Raw genomic sequence first — 17,443 nt, 5'->3', positions numbered from 1 at the left:
TAGGGCCATCATTGAGAAATGCATGTGAATTACCGTTTATATAGCCGGTATCCGATACCTTATAGAGCGACGCCAGTGCCGTGGAGGGCATATAGGCATAACTACGTACCCCAGTGGTGGCATTGATGACATTGGTGAAACCGTCATTGGCGTTGACGACCAGGCTATTAGTCATACCCAGAGCCTTCGCCGCCAGATACGTGGTGTAGCTTGAGTCACCCACCAGGCTGGAGGCAGTCTGGTCTGTCTTCGCAGCCTGCACCAGCGGCGAGTTGATGATATCTCCCAGCAAAACGGCACGAGTACGCAACCCGCTTATATTCGTGCCCTTGCTCCAGTTCACCAGGTTTGTGCCCGTGATACCGGTCGGAAGATTGGCGCTGAGTATCGTCTGCTGCGCGGGCGCATAGTTGGCATAGTTCATCGTAATCGGCGCTGCCGATACGGTGTTCCAGGACTCAAACGTCGGTGCAGTCGTACCCACAGCCATGGTGGTGTTAGTGTTCCAGCTGGGCGTCGTACTGACGGTACCCGTGGTGCCGATAGGAAAAGCTTCGATCTGACCACGCCAGTCTGCCGGGTCGTATAACGTCTGGTAATAGAACGAGCTGGAGGTCAACGTGGTGGAACTGACAGTACCTGTACCGCCTGACCCGGCCTTCGAAGTGATATCGCTGAGCGCGGAGGACAACGCGCTGGTCAATGTCGCATTATCGCTAGCCAGATAGTATTTGCCGTGACCATAGCTGGCGGTATCGATCAACATCTGATTGTTGGCGGTAAAACCGATGGCATACGTAAACATGTTCTGTTTTGGAAAATCCACCGCGTCCCAGCTTTTTCCCGTTGCATCGGTGGTGGTCAGCGCATTGCGCATATCAATGTCGTAGGCAAATTTTGCGATGTCATCGAGATAGAGGGTGTCGCCCTCACTGTCGCCGTTCAGGTTGTTGCCATCGTTGTTGATCCCGTCCCAATTCGGCAGGTTCTTCCCACCGAGTGGGTCATCGGTGGGAAAAGTTCGGTCATAGGTTGGCAGCCCATCCGTGATCACTACGCCAAAATTCTTTTGGCAACGGTACTGGATAGGGCTGGTATAGATAGACGGCGAGGAATTGTAGTTCGGCTTCATCCCACGCATGTAGCGCGTGATCTCATAATAGGTTTCAGCCAGTGGCGTATTCGCACTGGCGGTCAACGCAGCAATGGAGTTCTTCAGGTTGGTAAAATTCTTGTCCGCTGTAGTCTGCGTAACCGCAGGTACCAGGCCAGTTGAGCCATATGCCGTGACGGGTGACAGGTCGCTGATCGCTTGAGTGATATTTCCCCCGGGGCCTCTATCGGCGTTCGTAGGGGCATTGAACGATGACAGCCCGATACGCAGGTTGCGGTTTGCTGTGACCAGCGAAGTTGCCACGCTGATAGCTGTCTGCATTCGCGTACTATTGGTGACGGTAATGGTTTTACCGGCATTGGCCTGACTGACCAGATACGAAATGTAGTCCACGGGGTAGCGTGTTTGACCACTTCCCCTCGGGTCAGGCAGCGTCAGGCAGACGACTGATGTGCTGTTCTTGTAAAACGAGTATTGCCCACTGCTGCAGTAGCTCTGACTGAGGTTGCCCACCAGCACATAGTCAGCTCCCCCCCCAATCTGGCTATCGGCACTGTAGCCGCCGCAGATGAACAGCAAGCAATTTCGCGTCACGGCATAGACCGCCGGCCAGTTCAGCGTTGAGTCAAACCCCGAGTCCATGATGATGCTGTCCATGCTGCCGGAGTTATCCACCAGCAACATGACGTTAGGTGTCACCGCGGCAGCGCTCAATAGCGGCGCGGTAATTGGCGTGAAACCGAACGCCGGGACACTGACATACAACCCCATCAACAACCCTATCAGGCCTTTAATCAACCTGGGCGTACGCCGCCACCTGTTACTTGACATACACGCTCTCCAGAACCGTGCGTGGGTTGGTCGACGGCGTCGCTGCGGTAAAGCCGATAGCGGTAATACGGTAGAATTTGGAGCCGCCCGCAACTGCACTGGAGTTAGCCAACAAGGCGCCTGGTGCAGGTATTCCAAGGAACTGCACCCCGTAGAATCCTGTGGTACCCACCGCTACCCAGGTAATGCCGGCTGAACCGTAGGTGCCCGCTGCCGTCACACCGTTGTAGTCCGCCGCCGGTGGCGGCGAGCAGGTCGCGGTGCTGGTGCATTGGGCAATCGTGTAGCTGGTGGCGGCCACGGCATTTTCGCCCACGCGCAACGCTGCTTCGGCAGCCTGGAAGGTGGTATTACGGGTCTGCACACTGCTGGCCATCTTTTCCTGCAATGTCGCGTTATGCATGGAAGACACCCCTATCATTGTGATGAGAAGCAGCATCACAAGGGCAACCAGCAGGACCATACCATCCTGCCGGGCGCTTCCCGGCGCCTGAGACAGGGAGCGCAATGCAGGCATCGATATATTCCTCATGGCAGGCGATTCCGGATCGCGGCTACGACGTTGAACGTCTGGGGCGCTACGCGTCCGTTGGGGTCTGACAATGTCAGCGTGATACGCACACTGCGAATCTTGGCCAGGTCAGTTATTGATGTACCTGGCGTCGTGGTGTACGAGGAAATCGAAGTAGTACCGGTTTCGCCTATACCGAACAAGACACCCATGGCCGTGACGTTGCTGACCAGCACCGACTGCGTACCGGCGACGGTAGTCAGCAGCCGCTGGTTGGTACTGTCATAGGTGTAGATCACTCGGCGGATCGGCATGGCAAACATCCCGGTAGCGGACTTTGCGCCAGCCGAAACCGTCGCGAGGTAATTCACCGGATCGGTAAGTATGGTCCATGTCGGTGTTCCGCCATTGGCGCCGACATCGGCAGTCAGCAGGGTCAATACCCCTGTCGTAACCGTACCCACGGTCGTGGTGACATAGGAGATCGGTGTCTGGGAAGCAAGCGTGAAATCTGTGGCCGTACTATCGGGCGAAGGCGTGACGTACCCGAACATCCCCACCATGCGGATTTCCTGCACCATCTTGCTCAACGCATACCGCGCATCTTCCTGCATGGCCGCCGAAGCATTTTGCGCCAGGTAGGTGTTCTTGGCGGAAATGAATATCTGCAAGACACCCAACAGGATGATCAGGCCTAGCAGAATCGCCACCATCAACTCGATAAGCCCGAAACCAGATGCGCGCTTTCTCATGGGCTTACCGCCCCGTCATTAATAGCCCTGGACACCAACGTGAACGTCTGGGTATTGGTGTTCTGATTGGCCGTCGTGGCGTTGATCGCGTTCACGCTGTTGCCCGCCCGCGCATCCCCCCATTTGATCGTGATGGTAATGACGTTGTTGGCGATGGCGATGGAGCCGTCAGCATTGCTACTGCCACCCAGCCCGGTATTGATGTTGGTCTTGAAGTCCGACCAGTCCAGCGCCCGCGGGTCGGAGGTGGCGGTGGTGGTGGTCGCGGCCTGCGCCGAGGCCAACGTGTAGTTGGCGCCGTTGTTGGCGCGGATGCGGTCGAGCATGTCATAGGCGATGAAACTGGCCTGGGTGCGCATGGCCGAGCTGTCGGTGTATTTCAAGGCGTTCACCTGGATGGCGGCCGCGCCCAGCAGGCCGATGGCCAGAATCAGCAAGGCCACCAGCACTTCGATCAACGAAAAGCCCCGCTGGGTGTTTTTCAGGCTCATGTGCAGGTTCCGCTCAAGACGATACGACCATTGAGGCACACACCCAGGCTGCGGCTGACGGTGCCCTGGGTGTAAGTCAGGTTGAGCGCGGACGTCGGGAAGGTCAGCCCGCCCAGGTTGTTGAATTCGATGTAGGCCGCCGTGGTGCTGAACCCCAGCGTCGCCTGGCTGGACATGCCGGGAATGATCCGCAACGGCGTGCCGCCCGAGCTCAGGGCGATATTGAGGACGCCGGTCCAGGCACCTGCCGTGGCGGGAGTGATACGCACGCTCAGGCCGCGGTTGATGGCTTCGATGCGGGTGTAATTGAGGGCTTGGTAAAGGTCATTGGTTTCCGAGTCCGCCCGGTTGTTGGCGATCAGCTTGGTGTACGACGGCAGCGCGATGGCAGCCATGATGGCCAGAATCGCCACCGTCACCACCATTTCCACCATGGTGAACCCATTACGTCTTGAATCCATTTACCCCACTCCCCCGAATGCGCTTGGACTATAAACCAGCAGTGCCCGCGCTAAAGCAGCGCACAGGATATACGGTTGTTCCAGAGGGATCAGCGTTCATCTGTACGAACTCGTCACCGCGTTGCCACGCAAGGAGCATCGGCATGCACCAACAAGGTTTCACACTGCTACAACTGCTGGTGGCCCTCGCCATCGCTGGGGTCTTGCTGCACATGGCTACGCCCGTGTATCAGCAGATGGTCGCCAGCCATCAACGCCAGGTCATCGCCCAGGAGTTGCTGGCCAGCCTGCGGGCGGCACGTACCGAGGCGGTGCTGGGGCACCGCGATGTGCTCATGCATGCCCTGGAAGGTGATTGGGCCAACGGCTGGCGGATCATCGCCGACCACAGCGGCAAGGGCGCCAATGACGCGGACAACCCGGTGTTGCGGGTGCATCAGGGTATGTCTCGGGTCGTGGTGAAGGGCAACACACCGGTACGCGAACAAGTGCGGTTCACGGGCCAGGGTTGGGCGTTGCAGGACAACGGTGCGTTTCAGGCCGGCACGGTGCATGTCTGTGATGGCCAAACGGGCGAGAGCCATTACCAGGTGGTGGTGGCCAAGAGCGGCCGCGTGCACCTGACAAACAAAAGGGCCCAGCAGGCCCTTTGTTCAGTGCAGCCTTCAGATGGCCTTGACGCGTAGTTCCTTGGGCATCGAGAACGTGATGTTCTCCGGCCGCCCGTCCAGCTCTTCGGCGCCGACCGCGCCCCAGGCGCGCAACTGCTCGATCACACCGCGCACCAGTACTTCCGGTGCCGAGGCACCGGCGGTGATACCGATGCGCTGCACGCCGTCGAACCAGCTTTGCTGCATGTCTTCGGCGCCGTCGATCAGGTAAGCCGGGGTGGCCATGCGCTCGGCCAGCTCACGCAAGCGGTTGGAGTTGGAGCTGTTGGGGCTGCCCACCACCAGGACTACGTCGCACTCGTCGGCCAGTTGCTTGACCGCGTCCTGGCGGTTTTGCGTGGCATAGCAGATGTCGTCCTTGCGCGGCCCGCCGATGTTGGGGAAACGCGAGCGCAGGGCGTCGATGACGCGGCTGGTGTCGTCCATCGACAAGGTGGTCTGCGTGACGAAGGCGACGTTGTCGGGGTTGCGCACCGCCAGGGTGGCCACGTCTTTCTCGTCTTCGACCAGGTAGATCGAGCCACCATTGCTCGAATCATACTGGCCCATGGTACCTTCCACTTCCGGGTGGCCGGCGTGGCCGATCAGGATGCACTCGCGGCCGTCGCGGCTGTAGCGCGCCACCTCGATGTGCACCTTGGTCACCAGCGGGCATGTGGCGTCGAACACCTTCAGGCCGCGGCCGGCCGCTTCCTTGCGCACAGCCTGGGAAACACCGTGGGCACTGAAGATGACAATGACGTCGTCCGGCACCTGGTCCAGTTCTTCGACGAAGATGGCGCCGCGGTTGCGCAAGTCTTCGACCACGAACTTGTTGTGCACCACTTCATGGCGCACGTAGATCGGCGGGCCGAAGACTTCCAGGGCGCGGTTGACGATTTCGATCGCGCGGTCCACGCCGGCGCAGAAGCCACGGGGGTTGGCGAGTTTGATTTGCATGCTGTGCCTCGTGCTTGCGCGCTGGGGCAAGGCTCAGAGAGCCTTGACCTCGATGATGTCCACTTCGAAGTTCAGGGTCTTGCCAGCCAGCGGGTGGTTGAAATCGACGGTCACTTGCGCGTCGTCGAACGCCTTCACCACGCCGGGCAGTTCAGTGTTGGCCGCGTCGTTGAAGATCACCAGCAGGCCTTCCGACAGCTCCATGTCCTGGAACTGCGAGCGTGGCATGATCTGCACGTTCTGCGGGTTGGGCTGACCAAAGGCGTTCTCCGGCGGGACCACCACGGTGCGCTTGTCACCGGCCTTGAAACCGAAGATCGCCGCCTCGAAACCGGGCAACAGGTTGCCGTCACCCACCTTGAACACGGCCGGGGCCTTGTCGAAGGTGCTGTCGACGGTGTCACCGTTTTCCAGGTGCAGGGCGAAGTGCAGGGTCACTTCGGTGTTTTGAGCGATACGCTGCTCAGTCATGGACCGCGTCTCCGGTTTTCTTGCTCTTGAACATGTCCAGGGCCAGCATCACCGCGCCAATGGTAATGGCGCTGTCGGCCAGGTTGAACGCCGGGAAGTACCAGCGGTTCTGCCAGTGCACCAGCACGAAGTCGATCACGTGGCCCAGCACGATGCGGTCGTACAGGTTGCCCAGTGCGCCGCCCAGTACCAGCACCAACGCCACGGCCAACCAGTTTTCATGGCGGCCCAGGCGCTTGAGCCACACCAGCAGCACCGCACTGACCACCACGGCGATCAGGGCGAACAGCCAGCGCTGCCAGCCCGAGCTGTCGGCCAGGAAGCTGAAGGCCGCGCCCGTGTTGTAGGCCAGGGTCCAGCTGAAGTAGTCGGGAATGACCACCATCTGCTGGTACAGGCTCAGGTTGCTCTGGAAGTAGAACTTGCTGGCCTGGTCAAGGACCACGACCAGCACGCTCAACCAGAGCCAGCCCAGGCGCCCGAAGCGCCCGGCGTCGGCCTTAGGCATAGTGACGCACCTCGCCCGCACCACTGATGTTGTCCACGCAACGGCCGCAGATTTCCGGATGCTCGGCGTTCACGCCGACGTCATCGCGGAAGTGCCAGCAACGGGCGCACTTGGTGTAGCCGGACTTGACCACTTTCAGCTTCAAGCCCGCTACTTCAGTGACCACGGCATCGGCCGGGGCATCGACGAACGGCGCGACGCTGGCCTTGGAGGTGATCAGCACGAAGCGCAGCTCGTTGCCCAGCTTGGCAAGGTCGGTGCTCACGGCTTCGTCGGCATACAGTGTCACTTCGGCCTGCAGGTTGCCACCGATGGCTTTCGCCGCGCGCTGGTTCTCCAGTTCCTTGTTGACCGCGGTCTTCACCGCCATCACGCCTTCCCAGTACTCGCGGCCCAGCTCGAAGCCTTCCGGCAGTTCGGTGAGGCCCTGGTACCAGGTGTTGAGCATCACCGACTCGTTGCGCTCGCCCGGCAGGTACTGCCACAGCTCGTCGGCGGTGAAGGCCAGGATTGGCGCGATCCAGCGCACCAGCGCTTCGGAGATGTGGAACAGCGCGGTCTGGCACGAACGGCGTGCGGTGCTGTTGGCGCCGGTGGTGTACTGGCGGTCCTTGATGATGTCCAGGTAGAAACCACCCAGCTCCTGCACGCAGAAGTTGTGGACCTTGGAGTACACGTTCCAGAAGCGGTATTCGCTGTAGTGCTCTTCCAGCTCACGTTGCAGCAGCAGCGCGCGGTCAACGGCCCAGCGGTCCAGGGCGATCATCTCGTCGGCCGGCAACAGGTCGGTGGCCGGGTTGAAGCCGCTCAGGTTCGAGAGCAGGAAGCGCGCGGTGTTACGGATACGGCGGTAGGCGTCGGCGCTGCGCTGCAGGATGGTGTCCGACACGGCCATTTCGCCCGAATAGTCGGTGGCCGAAACCCACAGGCGCATGATGTCGGCGCCCAGGGTGTCGTTGACCTTCTGCGGGGCGATGACGTTGCCCAGCGACTTGGACATCTTGCGGCCGTTCTCATCCACGGTGAAGCCGTGGGTCAGCAGTTCACGATACGGCGCGTGGTTGTCGATGGCGCAACCCGTCAGCAAGGAAGAGTGGAACCAGCCGCGGTGCTGGTCGGAGCCTTCCAGGTACAGGTCGGCGCGCGGGCCGGTCTCGTGGCCCATGGGGTGCGAACCGCGCAGCACGTGCCAGTGGGTGGTGCCGGAGTCGAACCACACGTCCAGGGTGTCGCTGATCTTGTCGTACTGGGCCGCTTCGGCGCCCAGCAGCTCGGTGGCGTCGAGCTTGAACCAGACTTCGATGCCTTCGACTTCAACGCGCTTGGCCACTTCTTCCATCAGTTCGACGGTGCGTGGGTGCAGCTCACCGCTTTCCTTGTGCAGGAAGAACGGGATCGGCACGCCCCAGTTGCGCTGACGCGAGATGCACCAGTCCGGACGGTTGGCGATCATCGAATGCAGGCGCGCCTGGCCCCAGGCCGGCACGAACCTGGTTTCTTCGATGGCTTTCACCGCACGGTTGCGCAGGGTGGCGCCTTCGGTCGGTTGCTTGTCCATGCCCACGAACCACTGCGCGGTGGCGCGGTAGATCAGCGGGGTCTTGTGGCGCCAGCAGTGCATGTAGCTGTGGCTGATGGTTTCGGTGTTCATCAGCGCGCCGACCTCGGCCAGCTTGGCGATGATGTTCGGGTTGGCCTTCCAGATGAACTGGCCACCGAAGAACTCCAGCGAATCCACGTACACGCCGTTGCTCTGCACCGGGTTGAGGATGTCGTCGTTGACCATGCCGTATTTCTTGCAGGTCACGAAGTCGTCTTCACCGTAGGCAGGTGCCGAGTGAACCACGCCGGTACCAGCGCCCAGCTCCACGTACTCGGCCAGGTAGACCGGCGAGGTACGGTGGTAGAACGGGTGCTGGAAGTGAATGTTTTCCAGGGCCGAGCCCTTGGCGGTGGCGATGGTGTTGCCCGTCAGGCCGTAACGGCTCAGGCAGGCTTCGACCAGCTCTTCGGCCAGGATCAGCAGGCGGTCACCGACGTCCACCAGGGCATAGGTGAAGTCCGGGTGCACGTTCAGCGCCTGGTTGGCCGGGATGGTCCACGCGGTGGTGGTCCAGATCACGATGGCCGCGGTCTTGTCCAGGCCCGGCAAGCCAAAGGCGTCGGCCAGGCTTTGCTGGTCGGCGACATTGAAGGCCACGTCGATGGTGTCGGATTTCTTGTCCTGGTATTCCACTTCCGCTTCGGCCAGGGCCGAACCGCAGTCAAAGCACCAGTTCACGGGCTTGAGGCCCTTGAACACGAAACCGTTCTTGACCATTTCCGCCAGGGCACGGATTTCGCCGGCCTCGTTGGTGAAGTTCATGGTCTTGTAGGGGTTGGCCCAGTCACCCAGCACGCCCAGGCGGATGAATTCGGCCTTCTGGCCCTCGATCTGCTCGCTGGCGTAGGCGCGGCACAGTTCGCGGGTCTTGTCGGCGCCCAGGTTCTTGCCGTGGGTGACTTCCACCTTGTGCTCGATCGGCAGGCCATGGCAGTCCCAGCCCGGCACATACGGCGCATCGAAGCCGGCCAGGGTCTTGGAACGGATGATCATGTCCTTGAGGATCTTGTTGACCGCATGACCGATGTGAATACTGCCGTTGGCGTACGGAGGGCCGTCGTGCAGCACGAACTTGGGACGGTCCTTGCCAATTTCACGCAGCTTCTGGTACAGGCCAATGCTGTCCCAGCGCTGCAGAGTTTGCGGCTCGCGCTGGGGCAGGCCGGCCTTCATTGGGAAGGCGGTGTCCGGAAGGTTTAGCGTGGCTTTGTAGTCGGTCATTTCAGGCTCTTGGGTTAGCAGTTGGCCGATGCTCAAGGGCATGGGCTCGGGCGGCGGCGACGTCCGCATCGATCGCCGACTTCAGCGCCTCAAGGGAGGCGAAACGCTGCTCATCACGCAGCTTGTGGTGGAACACCACCGTCAAACGCCGGCCATAGAGGTCACCGGCAAAGTCCAGCAAATGTACTTCCAGGTGGGCACTGCCATCACCCGCAACCGTTGGCCGCACGCCTATGTTGGCGACTCCCGGCCAGGTTGTGCCATCGATCTCGGCGCTCACCTGGTACACCCCGGTGAACGGCACGCGACGGCGCTTGAGCTGCACGTTGGCGGTCGGCCAACCCAGTTGACGGGCCAGCTTCTGGCCGTGCAGCACCCGCCCGGCAATGCGGTACGGGCGGCCGAGCAGCTGCTCGGCCAGGGAAAAATCGGCGGCAGCCAGGGCCTTGCGCACTTGCGTGCTGCTGACCCGCACGCCATTGAGCTCGACGGTTTGCGCCGCTTCCACGGTGAAGCCCTGGACCACGCCCGCCTGCAACAGGAAGTCGAAGTCGCCCAGGCGGTCGCAGCCAAAGCGGAAGTCATCGCCCACTTCCAGGTGCTGCACGCCCAGGCCGTCGACCAGGATGGTATCGACGAACTCGGCGGCGCTGAGCTTGCACAGGCGCTGGTTGAACGCCAGGCACAACACCCGGTCCACGCCCTCCTCGGCCAGCAGTGCGAGCTTGTCGCGCAGGCGCGCCAGGCGAGCCGGGGCGGTGTCGGGGGCGAAATACTCGCGCGGCTGCGGTTCGAATATCACCACGCAGCTGGGCACGCCCAACTCCCGTGCACGTTCGCGCAGCCGCGCCAGGATAGCCTGGTGGCCACGGTGAACACCGTCAAAGTTGCCAATAGTGGCGACACAGCCCCGATGTTGGGGCCGCAGGTTGTGGAGGCCTCGAACCAGCTGCATAACGCGCTTCTTGCTCATAAAGTGGCCGATTATAACCACACACGGGCGCTAGCGACAGGCGCCGCTGCCTCGTGCGGGTGACTAAACCGGAAAACCGACAACTGACGCTCAGGCCAGCCCGCGACGGGCGAAGTCCCGCAGCCGGAAGCCGAAAGCGAACAGCACACCGAAATACACTACCACGCCTGTCAATACCAAGGCGCCCAGGCGTACAAAGCGGGCCAGCATCTGGCCATCGGACCAGGCCGGCATGAACTGCATCATGCCCAGCAGCACGGCCGCCATGGCCACCACCGCCAGCAACAGCTTGGTGAAAAAAGCCAGCCAGCCGGGCTGCGGCTGGAACATGTCCTGCTTGCGCAGTTGCCAGTACAGCAGGCCGGCGTTCAGGCAGGCGCCACCGCTGATGGCCAGCGCCAGCCCGGCGTGGGCCAGGGAGCCGATGAAGGCCAGGTTCATCAGTTGCGTGGCGGCCAGGGTGAAAATGGCGATCTTCACCGGGGTGCGAATGTTCTGCTGGGCATAAAAGCCCGGGGCAAGCACCTTGATCAGAATGATGCCCAGCAGGCCCACCGCGTAGGCAATCAGGGCGCGCTGGGTCATTGAGGCGTCGAAGGCGTCGAACTTGCCGTACTGGAACAGCGCCACGGTCAATGGCTCGGACAGCAGGGCCAGGGCCACGGCACAGGGCAGCACCAGGATGAAACACAGGCGCAGGCCCCAGTCCAGGATGCGCGAATACTCGTGGCGGTCCTTGTTGGCATAGGTCTTGGCCAGGGTCGGCAGCAAAATGGTGCCCAGAGCCACGCCCAACACCCCGGAAGGCAGCTCCATCAGGCGGTCGGCGTAGTACATCCACGATACCGAGCCTGCGGCCAGGAACGACGCGAAGATGGTATTGATGATCAGCGAGATCTGGCTCACCGACACCCCGAGAATGGCCGGCCCCATCTGTTTCATCACGCGCAGGGCGCCGGTGTCGCGCCAGCTCAGGCGCGGCAGCACCAGCATGCCGATCTTTTTCAGGTGTGGCAGCTGGTACAGCAGTTGCGCCAGGCCGCCGGCCAGCACGCCCCAGGCCAGCACCATGATGGGCGGGTGGAAATAGGGGGTCAGGAACAGCGCGAAGAGAATCTGGGCGATGTTCAGCAGCGTCGGCGTGAAGGCCGGTACCGAAAAGCGGTTCCAGGTATTGAGGATGGCGCCGACGAAGGACGACAGCGAGATGAGCAATATATAGGGGAACGTGACCCGCAGCAGGTCAGCGGTGAGCTGAAATTTTTCCGGTGTGTCGGCGAAGCCCGGTGCCGTGACCCAGATGACGAAGGGCGCGGCGATCATCCCCGCTACCGTCACCAGCGCCAGCACCAGGGTCAGCATCCCGGCCACATAGGCGATGAAGGTGCGTGTTGCTTCCTCGCCCTGCTGGCTTTTGTATTCGGCCAGGATGGGCACGAATGCCTGGGAAAACGCGCCTTCGGCAAAAATGCGCCGCAGCAGGTTGGGCAGCTTGAAGGCAATGAAGAAGGCGTCGGTGGCCATGCCGGCACCGAAGATACGGGCGATCAGGGTGTCGCGCACGAAGCCCAGCACCCGCGAGATCATGGTGATGGAGCTGACCGCGAACAGTGACTTGAGAAGATTCATCGAAAGATTTTTCTGCCTTCTGGACAAAGAGCAGCGCGAGATTGCGCGCAACTGTGCGATACTCCGCGCCGCATCAGCAGGCAGAGCCAAAACTCGCGAGTTTACAGGTCAGGCGCCAGAAGGGAATCTCTCACTTCGGCAATGACCACTCAGCGGAACGTCTCAAGCACCCTTGACAACAGATCCAGTCATCGGCATGATTCGCGGCCTATTTTGTTTGCTATTTAAAAAAGTCTTTCGAGGAGCTCGACGGTGGCCAACTCACCTTCCGCCAAAAAACGTGCAAAACAGGCTGAGAAGCGTCGCAGCCACAACGCCAGCCTGCGTTCCATGGTCCGCACCTACATCAAGAATGTAGTCAAAGCCATTGACGCAAAAGACGCCGAAAAAGCACAAGCTGCTTACGTTCTGGCCGTGCCAGTTATCGACCGTATGGCCGATAAAGGCATCATCCACAAGAACAAGGCTGCTCGCCATAAAGGCCGTCTGAATGGCCACATCAAAGCACTGGTTCAGGCTGCCGCCTAAGCTGATTGCTTGATGTACCAAAAAACCGACCCCAGGGTCGGTTTTTTGTTGCCTGCGCTTTTTGAAAAGGCTGGTAGCGCCTAGAAAGAGATCAACCCCTGGGACACCGCTATACCAATGGCATGCCCCCGGTTCGTGGACCCCAGCTTGTGGCCCGCGTTGGCAATATGAAAATCCACCGTGCGCTCGGCACAGCCGATGATACGGCCGATTTCCCAACTGGTCTTGCCCACGCTCGCCCACCCAAGGCACTCAGCCTCCTTGTGGGTCAGGCATGACTCAGGCGAACGCTCGATCGCCACCCTGCGCTGCAAGCCCTCGATCAGATAGGGCACCAGCATGAACAACACCCCCAGGTCATCGTCAGCCCGCCCGAGCGGCAATTCGCCGTCCTCGACCGAATGCGCCACGCTCAACGACCCTACCCACGCCCTGTCACGCAGCGGAATGCTGACACCACCGCGCATGCCATGAACCCCGAACGCCTCCCAGAACTCTCGAGAGCGCCCACGCGCCCTTCGTTGCGCCCGCTCCCAGAACAATGGCTTCAAATGTTGCCGACAATGGCGAACAATAGGATCCACCTCTTGATAATGCTGCGCATCATAATATTCCTGCCAACTTCGCGGAAAGTTATTCACTGGCCGCGCAGGCGCACCGCCCTTGATCGGGCCAAAGGACAACGAATAATAACGGTAGCTCATGCGCTTCATAATAGCGCGCAAGCGCAACTCCCATCCGCGCTGGTGTGCACGCCCTGCCAATAACGCAAAATCGGCCAACAATGAACTTTCCAACAGACGGCCGCGAGCGACCGTCCGATTCAACATCCGGCTTTCCATAACATTCCTGCACTCGGTATATACAATCACGAGGAGGACAGCGCTATCCACCTCACTGGCAGCTCTGAAACCAGAGCCCCCGCCATCGCGCCGGCTAGCGACAGGGCGGGACAGTACGCATGGTCGCAAAACGTGTCAATCCACCGAAACACTTTCCAAAGCCAGGGAAAACCTCACCCGCGAAGGCTGGCGCGACCCAGCCGTTCAGACAACTAAATCCAGGCCCAGCCCGCATTTACAAAGGATCCAGGTACTTTTCCGAAAGTGCCAACTTAACTCGATGCAACTACCCACATATATAAATTGATTATCCGCCGCAACTGCACTTTCCCCAAGGAAGCGACTTCCAGGAAACGCAGAACCCCAACAAAAGTTTCAACAGGAAACACTGCCCTGCCTGCAGGAATGACGGGCAATAAAAAACGGCGAGCCAGGCTCGCCGTTTTTCATACAACCCTAGTTGCACTAGGTCATGGCTGCGCCCAGGGCAAAATCGGAATCGCCGTGACCGCGTTCTGCGGGCTACCCTCGATAACCCGGTCGCTATACACCAGGTACACCAGGGTATTGCGCTTCTTGTCGAAGAATCGCACCACCTGCATGGTCTTGAACACCAACGAGGTGCGCTCCTTGAACACCTCCTCGCCATCCTTCAAGTCATCAGGCAGGTGAATCGGCCCCACCTGACGACAGGCGATCGACGACTCGGCGCGGTCCTCGGCCAGACCCAGACCCCCCTTGATGCCACCCGTCTTGGCGCGGGACAGGTAGCAGGTCACACCCGGCACCTTCGGGTCGTCGAATGCCTCGACAACGATACGGTCGTTGGGGCCGACGAATTTGAACACCGTCGATACCTGGCCAATCTCTTCGGCCGAAGCCAGCAGCGGCAGGGCAAGCAGCAGGCCCAGCATTCCTTTGATCACACGCATGGTTAACCCTCAGACCAGAATCAGATTGTCGCGGTGCACCAGTTCCGGCTCGGCAATGTAGCCCAGCAGGTTCTCGATGGCCTCGGAAGATTGGCCGATGATTTTCTGTGCCTCGGCTGCACTGTAGTTGGCCAGGCCGCGGGCCACTTCCTTGCCGTCCGGCCCCACACACACCACCATTTCACCACGACGGAACGCGCCCAGCACGCCCTTCACACCCACCGGCAGCAGGCTCTTGTGCCCTTCCAGCAGCGCCTGGACGGCACCCGCATCAAGGGTCAGGGTGCCGCGGGTCTGCAGGTGGCCGGCCAGCCACTGCTTGCGCGCAGCCAGCATGCCGCGCTCGGGTGACAACAGGGTGCCCAGGCGCTCACCGGCCTTGAGGCGGTCCAGCACGCGCTCCAGGCGCCCGCCGACGATGATGGTATGGGCACCGGAGCGGGCCGCCAGGCGCGCGGCGCGCAGCTTGGTCTGCATGCCGCCGCGGCCCAGGGCGCCGCCGGTACCGCCAGCCACGGCATCCAGGGCCGGATCATCGGCACGGGCTTCGTAGATCAACTGCGCTTCCGGATTGTTACGCGGGTCGGCGTCGAACATGCCGTCACGGTCGGTGAGAATCACCAGCAGGTCGGCCTCCACCAGGTTGGCCACCAGGGCCGCCAGGGTGTCGTTATCGCCGAAACGAATCTCGTCGGTGACCACGGTGTCGTTTTCGTTGATGACCGGGATCACGCCCAACTGCACCAGGGTACGCAGGGTACTGCGTGCATTGAGGTAACGCTTGCGGTCGGACAGGTCGTCATGGGTCAGCAGGATCTGCGCCGTATGCCGGCCATGCTCGGCAAAACTCGACTCCCAGGCCTGCACCAGGCCCATCTGGCCAATGGCGGCAGCGGCCTGCAGTTCGTGCATGCCACTGGGGCGCTTGGCCCAGCCCAGGCGGCTCATACCGGCCGCCACGGCGCCCGAGGACACCAGCACCAGCTCAACGCCCGCCTCGTGCAGCGCCACCATCTGCTCGACCCACACGCCCATGGCGGCACGGTCCAGGCCCTTGCCGTCTGCTGTCAGCAACGCGCTGCCGATTTTCACGACCCAGCGCTGCGCACCTGTCACCTTGCTCCGCATGTTCTTCCAACCTATGCCCGGGAGAAATTATTCGTAGAAACCAAAACGCCGCTCCCTGGGGAGCGGCGCTGTAGTTTACTACGGGCAGATCGGCGGCGCCTGCTTCCCGAGCTTCGCCCGGCCCCGCAAGAGACCGCAGGGCGAAGCTTGGGAAAACGCCCCACCGGTCAATCGCGAACGTAGATGACCTCTGGGCCGTCTTCGGCGTCTTCTTCATCCCAGAAGCCGTCGTCTTCGCCGATGTCGTGCACGCTCTTGACGCCGGTGCGGCGCAGGGCGCGGGCATCGTCCAGGGCTTGCAACTGAGCACGCGCCTCGTCTTCGATGCGCTGGTCCAGGTCGGCCAGCTCGGCCGCGTAGGCCGGGTCGTTGGCCAGGCGGTCGGCGCGGTCTTCAAGGTAGCGCATCAGGTCACGAGTCAGGCGCTCGGTGCCGTCTTTGGCGATGGCCGAAATCACATAGACCGGGCCTTCCCACTCCAGGCGGTCGACGATTTCCTTGACCCGCTCTTCGTGCTCTTCTTCCAGGATCTGGTCGCACTTGTTCAGTACCAGCCAGCGCTCACGCTCCACCAGCGACGGGCTGAACTTGGTCAGCTCGTTGACGATGACTTCAGCCGCATCGGCCGGGCTGGTTTCGTCCAGCGGCGCCATGTCCACCAGGTGCAGCAGCACACGGGTACGGGCCAAGTGCTTGAGGAAGCGAATACCCAGGCCAGCGCCATCGGAGGCACCTTCGATCAGGCCGGGAATGTCGGCGATGACGAAGCTCTTCCAGCGGTCGACACTGACCACACCCAGGTTTGGCACCAGGGTGGTGAACGGGTAGTCGGCAACCTTCGGCTTGGCGGCCGATACCGAACGAATGAAAGTGCTCTTGCCGGCGTTCGGCAAGCCCAGCAGGCCAACGTCGGCCAGCACCTTCATTTCCAGCTTCAGGTCGCGCTGCTCGCCCGGCTTGCCCGGCGTGGTCTGGCGGGGCGCACGGTTGGTGCTGGATTTGAAACGGGTGTTGCCCAGGCCGTGCCAGCCGCCATGGGCAACCAGCAGGCGCTGGCCAGCCTTGACCAGGTCACCGATGACTTCCTGGGTAGCGGAGTCGATCACCGTGGTGCCGACCGGTACGCGCAGCTCCAGGTCTTCACCCTTCTTGCCGGTGCAGTCGGTGCTGCCGCCGTTCGAACCGCGCTCGGCGTCGAAGTGGCGGGTGTAACGGTAGTCCACCAGGGTGTTGAGGTTTTCGTCGGCGACCATGTAGATCGAACCGCCGTCACCACCATCACCGCCGTTGGGGCCACCGTTCTCGATGAACTTTTCGCGGCGGAAGCTCATGCAGCCATTGCCGCCGTCGCCCGCTTTCACACGGATGGATACTTCATCAACAAATTTCATGAAAAACGCCTCTCGCCTTACGGACGAGCCAAAAAAAGCAAAGACATAAGGCTCTTGCAAAAATGAGCATGGCGGACCCCATTAACGATACTCGCGCCAGCGGCCCAGGCAACAGCTTTGCAAGAGACTCACCCCACAAACGAAAAAGCCCCGTCGCAAGACAGGGCTTTCCCAGCGAACTCGCGATTAGGCCGCGACTACGCTCACGTAACGACGACCGAAGGCGCCTTTTACTTCAAACTTGATCACGCCTTCGACTTTAGCGAACAGAGTGTGATCCTTACCCATGCCAACGCCGTAGCCAGCGTGGAATTGGGTGCCGCGCTGACGCACGATGATGTTGCCTGCTTTGATAGCCTGGCCGCCATACATCTTCACGCCAAGGCGTTTGGCTTCTGAGTCGCGACCGTTACGGGTACTACCACCAGCTTTTTTGTGTGCCATGAG

17 protein-coding genes and 1 pseudogene are annotated in these 17,443 nt (G+C 61.2%); 2 read left to right on the top strand and 16 right to left on the bottom strand.

Annotated elements, in window-relative coordinates; genetic code table 11:
• From QBK88_RS27035 to QBK88_RS27015, 5 genes and pseudogenes are all read right to left on the bottom strand, one after another.
• Nucleotides 1-1,945: pseudogene (locus QBK88_RS27035) on the bottom strand (pilus assembly protein); the annotation flags it as partial.
• Nucleotides 1,935-2,462 (bottom strand): PilX N-terminal domain-containing pilus assembly protein, encoded by a 528-nt coding sequence (locus QBK88_RS27030; protein WP_277964451.1) that lies wholly within the window; start codon nt 2,460-2,462, stop codon nt 1,935-1,937. The pseudogene QBK88_RS27035 and the gene QBK88_RS27030, both read right to left, overlap by 11 nt.
• Before the next feature lie 11 nt (nt 2,463-2,473).
• A complete protein-coding gene (locus tag QBK88_RS27025; RefSeq protein ID WP_277964450.1) occupies nt 2,474-3,208 on the bottom strand; it encodes a PilW family protein in 735 nt (244 codons plus the stop codon).
• The gene (pilV, locus tag QBK88_RS27020; protein WP_277964449.1) at nt 3,205-3,699 is read right to left on the bottom strand and encodes a type IV pilus modification protein PilV; all 495 of its coding nucleotides are present in this window, start codon (nt 3,697-3,699) and stop codon (nt 3,205-3,207) included. Before pilV ends, QBK88_RS27025 begins: the two co-directional genes overlap by 4 nt.
• Nucleotides 3,696-4,160 (bottom strand): GspH/FimT family pseudopilin, encoded by a 465-nt coding sequence (locus QBK88_RS27015; RefSeq protein WP_277964448.1) that lies wholly within the window; start codon nt 4,158-4,160, stop codon nt 3,696-3,698. Before QBK88_RS27015 ends, pilV begins: the two co-directional genes overlap by 4 nt.
• Nucleotides 4,161-4,303: 143 nt before the next feature.
• On the opposite strand from QBK88_RS27015, the gene QBK88_RS27010 reads away from it, so the two are divergent.
• Nucleotides 4,304-4,846: a GspH/FimT family protein gene (locus QBK88_RS27010; RefSeq protein WP_277964447.1), complete on the top strand. Its 543-nt coding sequence runs from the start codon at nt 4,304-4,306 to the stop codon at nt 4,844-4,846.
• On the opposite strand, the gene ispH is transcribed toward QBK88_RS27010, so the two are convergent.
• From ispH to murJ, 6 genes are all read right to left on the bottom strand, one after another.
• Nucleotides 4,826-5,770 carry a 4-hydroxy-3-methylbut-2-enyl diphosphate reductase gene (gene ispH, locus QBK88_RS27005; protein ID WP_268148274.1) on the bottom strand — a complete coding sequence of 315 codons (945 nt, stop codon included), beginning with the start codon at nt 5,768-5,770 and terminating at the stop codon, nt 4,826-4,828. The genes QBK88_RS27010 and ispH overlap by 21 nt on opposite strands.
• A 33-nt stretch (nt 5,771-5,803) precedes the next feature.
• Nucleotides 5,804-6,241, bottom strand: coding sequence for an FKBP-type peptidyl-prolyl cis-trans isomerase (fkpB, locus tag QBK88_RS27000; protein WP_008371575.1), 438 nt, complete (start codon nt 6,239-6,241; stop codon nt 5,804-5,806).
• The gene (gene lspA, locus QBK88_RS26995; protein WP_277964446.1) at nt 6,234-6,749 is read right to left on the bottom strand and encodes a signal peptidase II; all 516 of its coding nucleotides are present in this window, start codon (nt 6,747-6,749) and stop codon (nt 6,234-6,236) included. Before lspA ends, fkpB begins: the two co-directional genes overlap by 8 nt.
• On the bottom strand, nt 6,742-9,573 hold the full coding sequence (gene ileS, locus QBK88_RS26990) for an isoleucine--tRNA ligase (protein WP_277964445.1): 2,832 nt from the start codon (nt 9,571-9,573) through the stop codon (nt 6,742-6,744). Before ileS ends, lspA begins: the two co-directional genes overlap by 8 nt.
• A gap of 1 nt (nt 9,574) precedes the next feature.
• Nucleotides 9,575-10,528, bottom strand: a complete 954-nt coding sequence (gene ribF, locus QBK88_RS26985) for a bifunctional riboflavin kinase/FAD synthetase (protein WP_158153817.1) — start codon at nt 10,526-10,528, stop codon at nt 9,575-9,577.
• Between the two features lie 108 nt (nt 10,529-10,636).
• A complete protein-coding gene (murJ, locus tag QBK88_RS26980; protein WP_277964444.1) occupies nt 10,637-12,175 on the bottom strand; it encodes a murein biosynthesis integral membrane protein MurJ in 1,539 nt (512 codons plus the stop codon).
• Between the two features lie 252 nt (nt 12,176-12,427).
• Here murJ and rpsT point away from each other — a divergent pair, with 252 nt between their 5' ends.
• Nucleotides 12,428-12,703: a 30S ribosomal protein S20 gene (gene rpsT, locus QBK88_RS26975; protein ID WP_027981210.1), complete on the top strand. Its 276-nt coding sequence runs from the start codon at nt 12,428-12,430 to the stop codon at nt 12,701-12,703.
• Between the two features lie 80 nt (nt 12,704-12,783).
• Here the strand turns inward: rpsT and QBK88_RS26970 are convergent, their stop codons facing one another.
• From QBK88_RS26970 to rpmA, 5 genes are all read right to left on the bottom strand, one after another.
• A complete protein-coding gene (locus QBK88_RS26970) occupies nt 12,784-13,545 on the bottom strand; it encodes a LuxR family transcriptional regulator (protein ID WP_277964443.1) in 762 nt (253 codons plus the stop codon).
• 470 nt (nt 13,546-14,015) lie between these two features.
• A complete protein-coding gene (locus tag QBK88_RS26965) occupies nt 14,016-14,477 on the bottom strand; it encodes a CreA family protein (RefSeq protein ID WP_268148264.1) in 462 nt (153 codons plus the stop codon).
• A gap of 9 nt (nt 14,478-14,486) precedes the next feature.
• The gene (proB, locus tag QBK88_RS26960; RefSeq protein WP_268148262.1) at nt 14,487-15,605 is read right to left on the bottom strand and encodes a glutamate 5-kinase; all 1,119 of its coding nucleotides are present in this window, start codon (nt 15,603-15,605) and stop codon (nt 14,487-14,489) included.
• A 167-nt stretch (nt 15,606-15,772) separates the two neighbouring features.
• Nucleotides 15,773-16,996, bottom strand: a complete 1,224-nt coding sequence (gene cgtA / locus QBK88_RS26955; RefSeq protein ID WP_268148260.1) for an Obg family GTPase CgtA — start codon at nt 16,994-16,996, stop codon at nt 15,773-15,775.
• 186 nt (nt 16,997-17,182) lie between these two features.
• Nucleotides 17,183-17,440, bottom strand: coding sequence for a 50S ribosomal protein L27 (rpmA, locus tag QBK88_RS26950; RefSeq protein ID WP_003281574.1), 258 nt, complete (start codon nt 17,438-17,440; stop codon nt 17,183-17,185).
• Between the last annotated feature and the right edge of the window lie 3 nt (nt 17,441-17,443).

Source organism: Pseudomonas sp. RIT-To-2 (assembly GCF_029623465.1).
Classification (GTDB): Bacteria; Pseudomonadota; Gammaproteobacteria; order Pseudomonadales; family Pseudomonadaceae; genus Aquipseudomonas; species Aquipseudomonas silvicola.
This window is presented reverse-complemented; position numbering and strand designations above follow the sequence as displayed.

Excerpts from the sequence above, each read along its gene's own strand:
- QBK88_RS27030 (WP_277964451.1), bottom strand. The coding sequence starts at position 2,462 with ATGCCTGCATTGCGCTCCCTGTCTCAGGCGCCGGGAAGCGCCCGGCAG.
- QBK88_RS27025 (WP_277964450.1), bottom strand. The coding sequence starts at position 3,208 with ATGAGAAAGCGCGCATCTGGTTTCGGGCTTATCGAGTTGATGGTGGCG.
- pilV (WP_277964449.1), bottom strand. The coding sequence starts at position 3,699 with ATGAGCCTGAAAAACACCCAGCGGGGCTTTTCGTTGATCGAAGTGCTG.
- QBK88_RS27015 (WP_277964448.1), bottom strand. The coding sequence starts at position 4,160 with ATGGATTCAAGACGTAATGGGTTCACCATGGTGGAAATGGTGGTGACG.
- QBK88_RS27010 (WP_277964447.1), top strand. The coding sequence starts at position 4,304 with ATGCACCAACAAGGTTTCACACTGCTACAACTGCTGGTGGCCCTCGCC.
- ispH (WP_268148274.1), bottom strand. The coding sequence starts at position 5,770 with ATGCAAATCAAACTCGCCAACCCCCGTGGCTTCTGCGCCGGCGTGGAC.
- fkpB (WP_008371575.1), bottom strand. The coding sequence starts at position 6,241 with ATGACTGAGCAGCGTATCGCTCAAAACACCGAAGTGACCCTGCACTTC.
- lspA (WP_277964446.1), bottom strand. The coding sequence starts at position 6,749 with ATGCCTAAGGCCGACGCCGGGCGCTTCGGGCGCCTGGGCTGGCTCTGG.
- ileS (WP_277964445.1), bottom strand. The coding sequence starts at position 9,573 with ATGACCGACTACAAAGCCACGCTAAACCTTCCGGACACCGCCTTCCCA.
- ribF (WP_158153817.1), bottom strand. The coding sequence starts at position 10,528 with ATGCAGCTGGTTCGAGGCCTCCACAACCTGCGGCCCCAACATCGGGGC.
- murJ (WP_277964444.1), bottom strand. The coding sequence starts at position 12,175 with ATGAATCTTCTCAAGTCACTGTTCGCGGTCAGCTCCATCACCATGATC.
- QBK88_RS26970 (WP_277964443.1), bottom strand. The coding sequence starts at position 13,545 with ATGGAAAGCCGGATGTTGAATCGGACGGTCGCTCGCGGCCGTCTGTTG.
- QBK88_RS26965 (WP_268148264.1), bottom strand. The coding sequence starts at position 14,477 with ATGCGTGTGATCAAAGGAATGCTGGGCCTGCTGCTTGCCCTGCCGCTG.
- proB (WP_268148262.1), bottom strand. The coding sequence starts at position 15,605 with ATGCGGAGCAAGGTGACAGGTGCGCAGCGCTGGGTCGTGAAAATCGGC.
- cgtA (WP_268148260.1), bottom strand. The coding sequence starts at position 16,996 with ATGAAATTTGTTGATGAAGTATCCATCCGTGTGAAAGCGGGCGACGGC.
- rpmA (WP_003281574.1), bottom strand. The coding sequence starts at position 17,440 with ATGGCACACAAAAAAGCTGGTGGTAGTACCCGTAACGGTCGCGACTCA.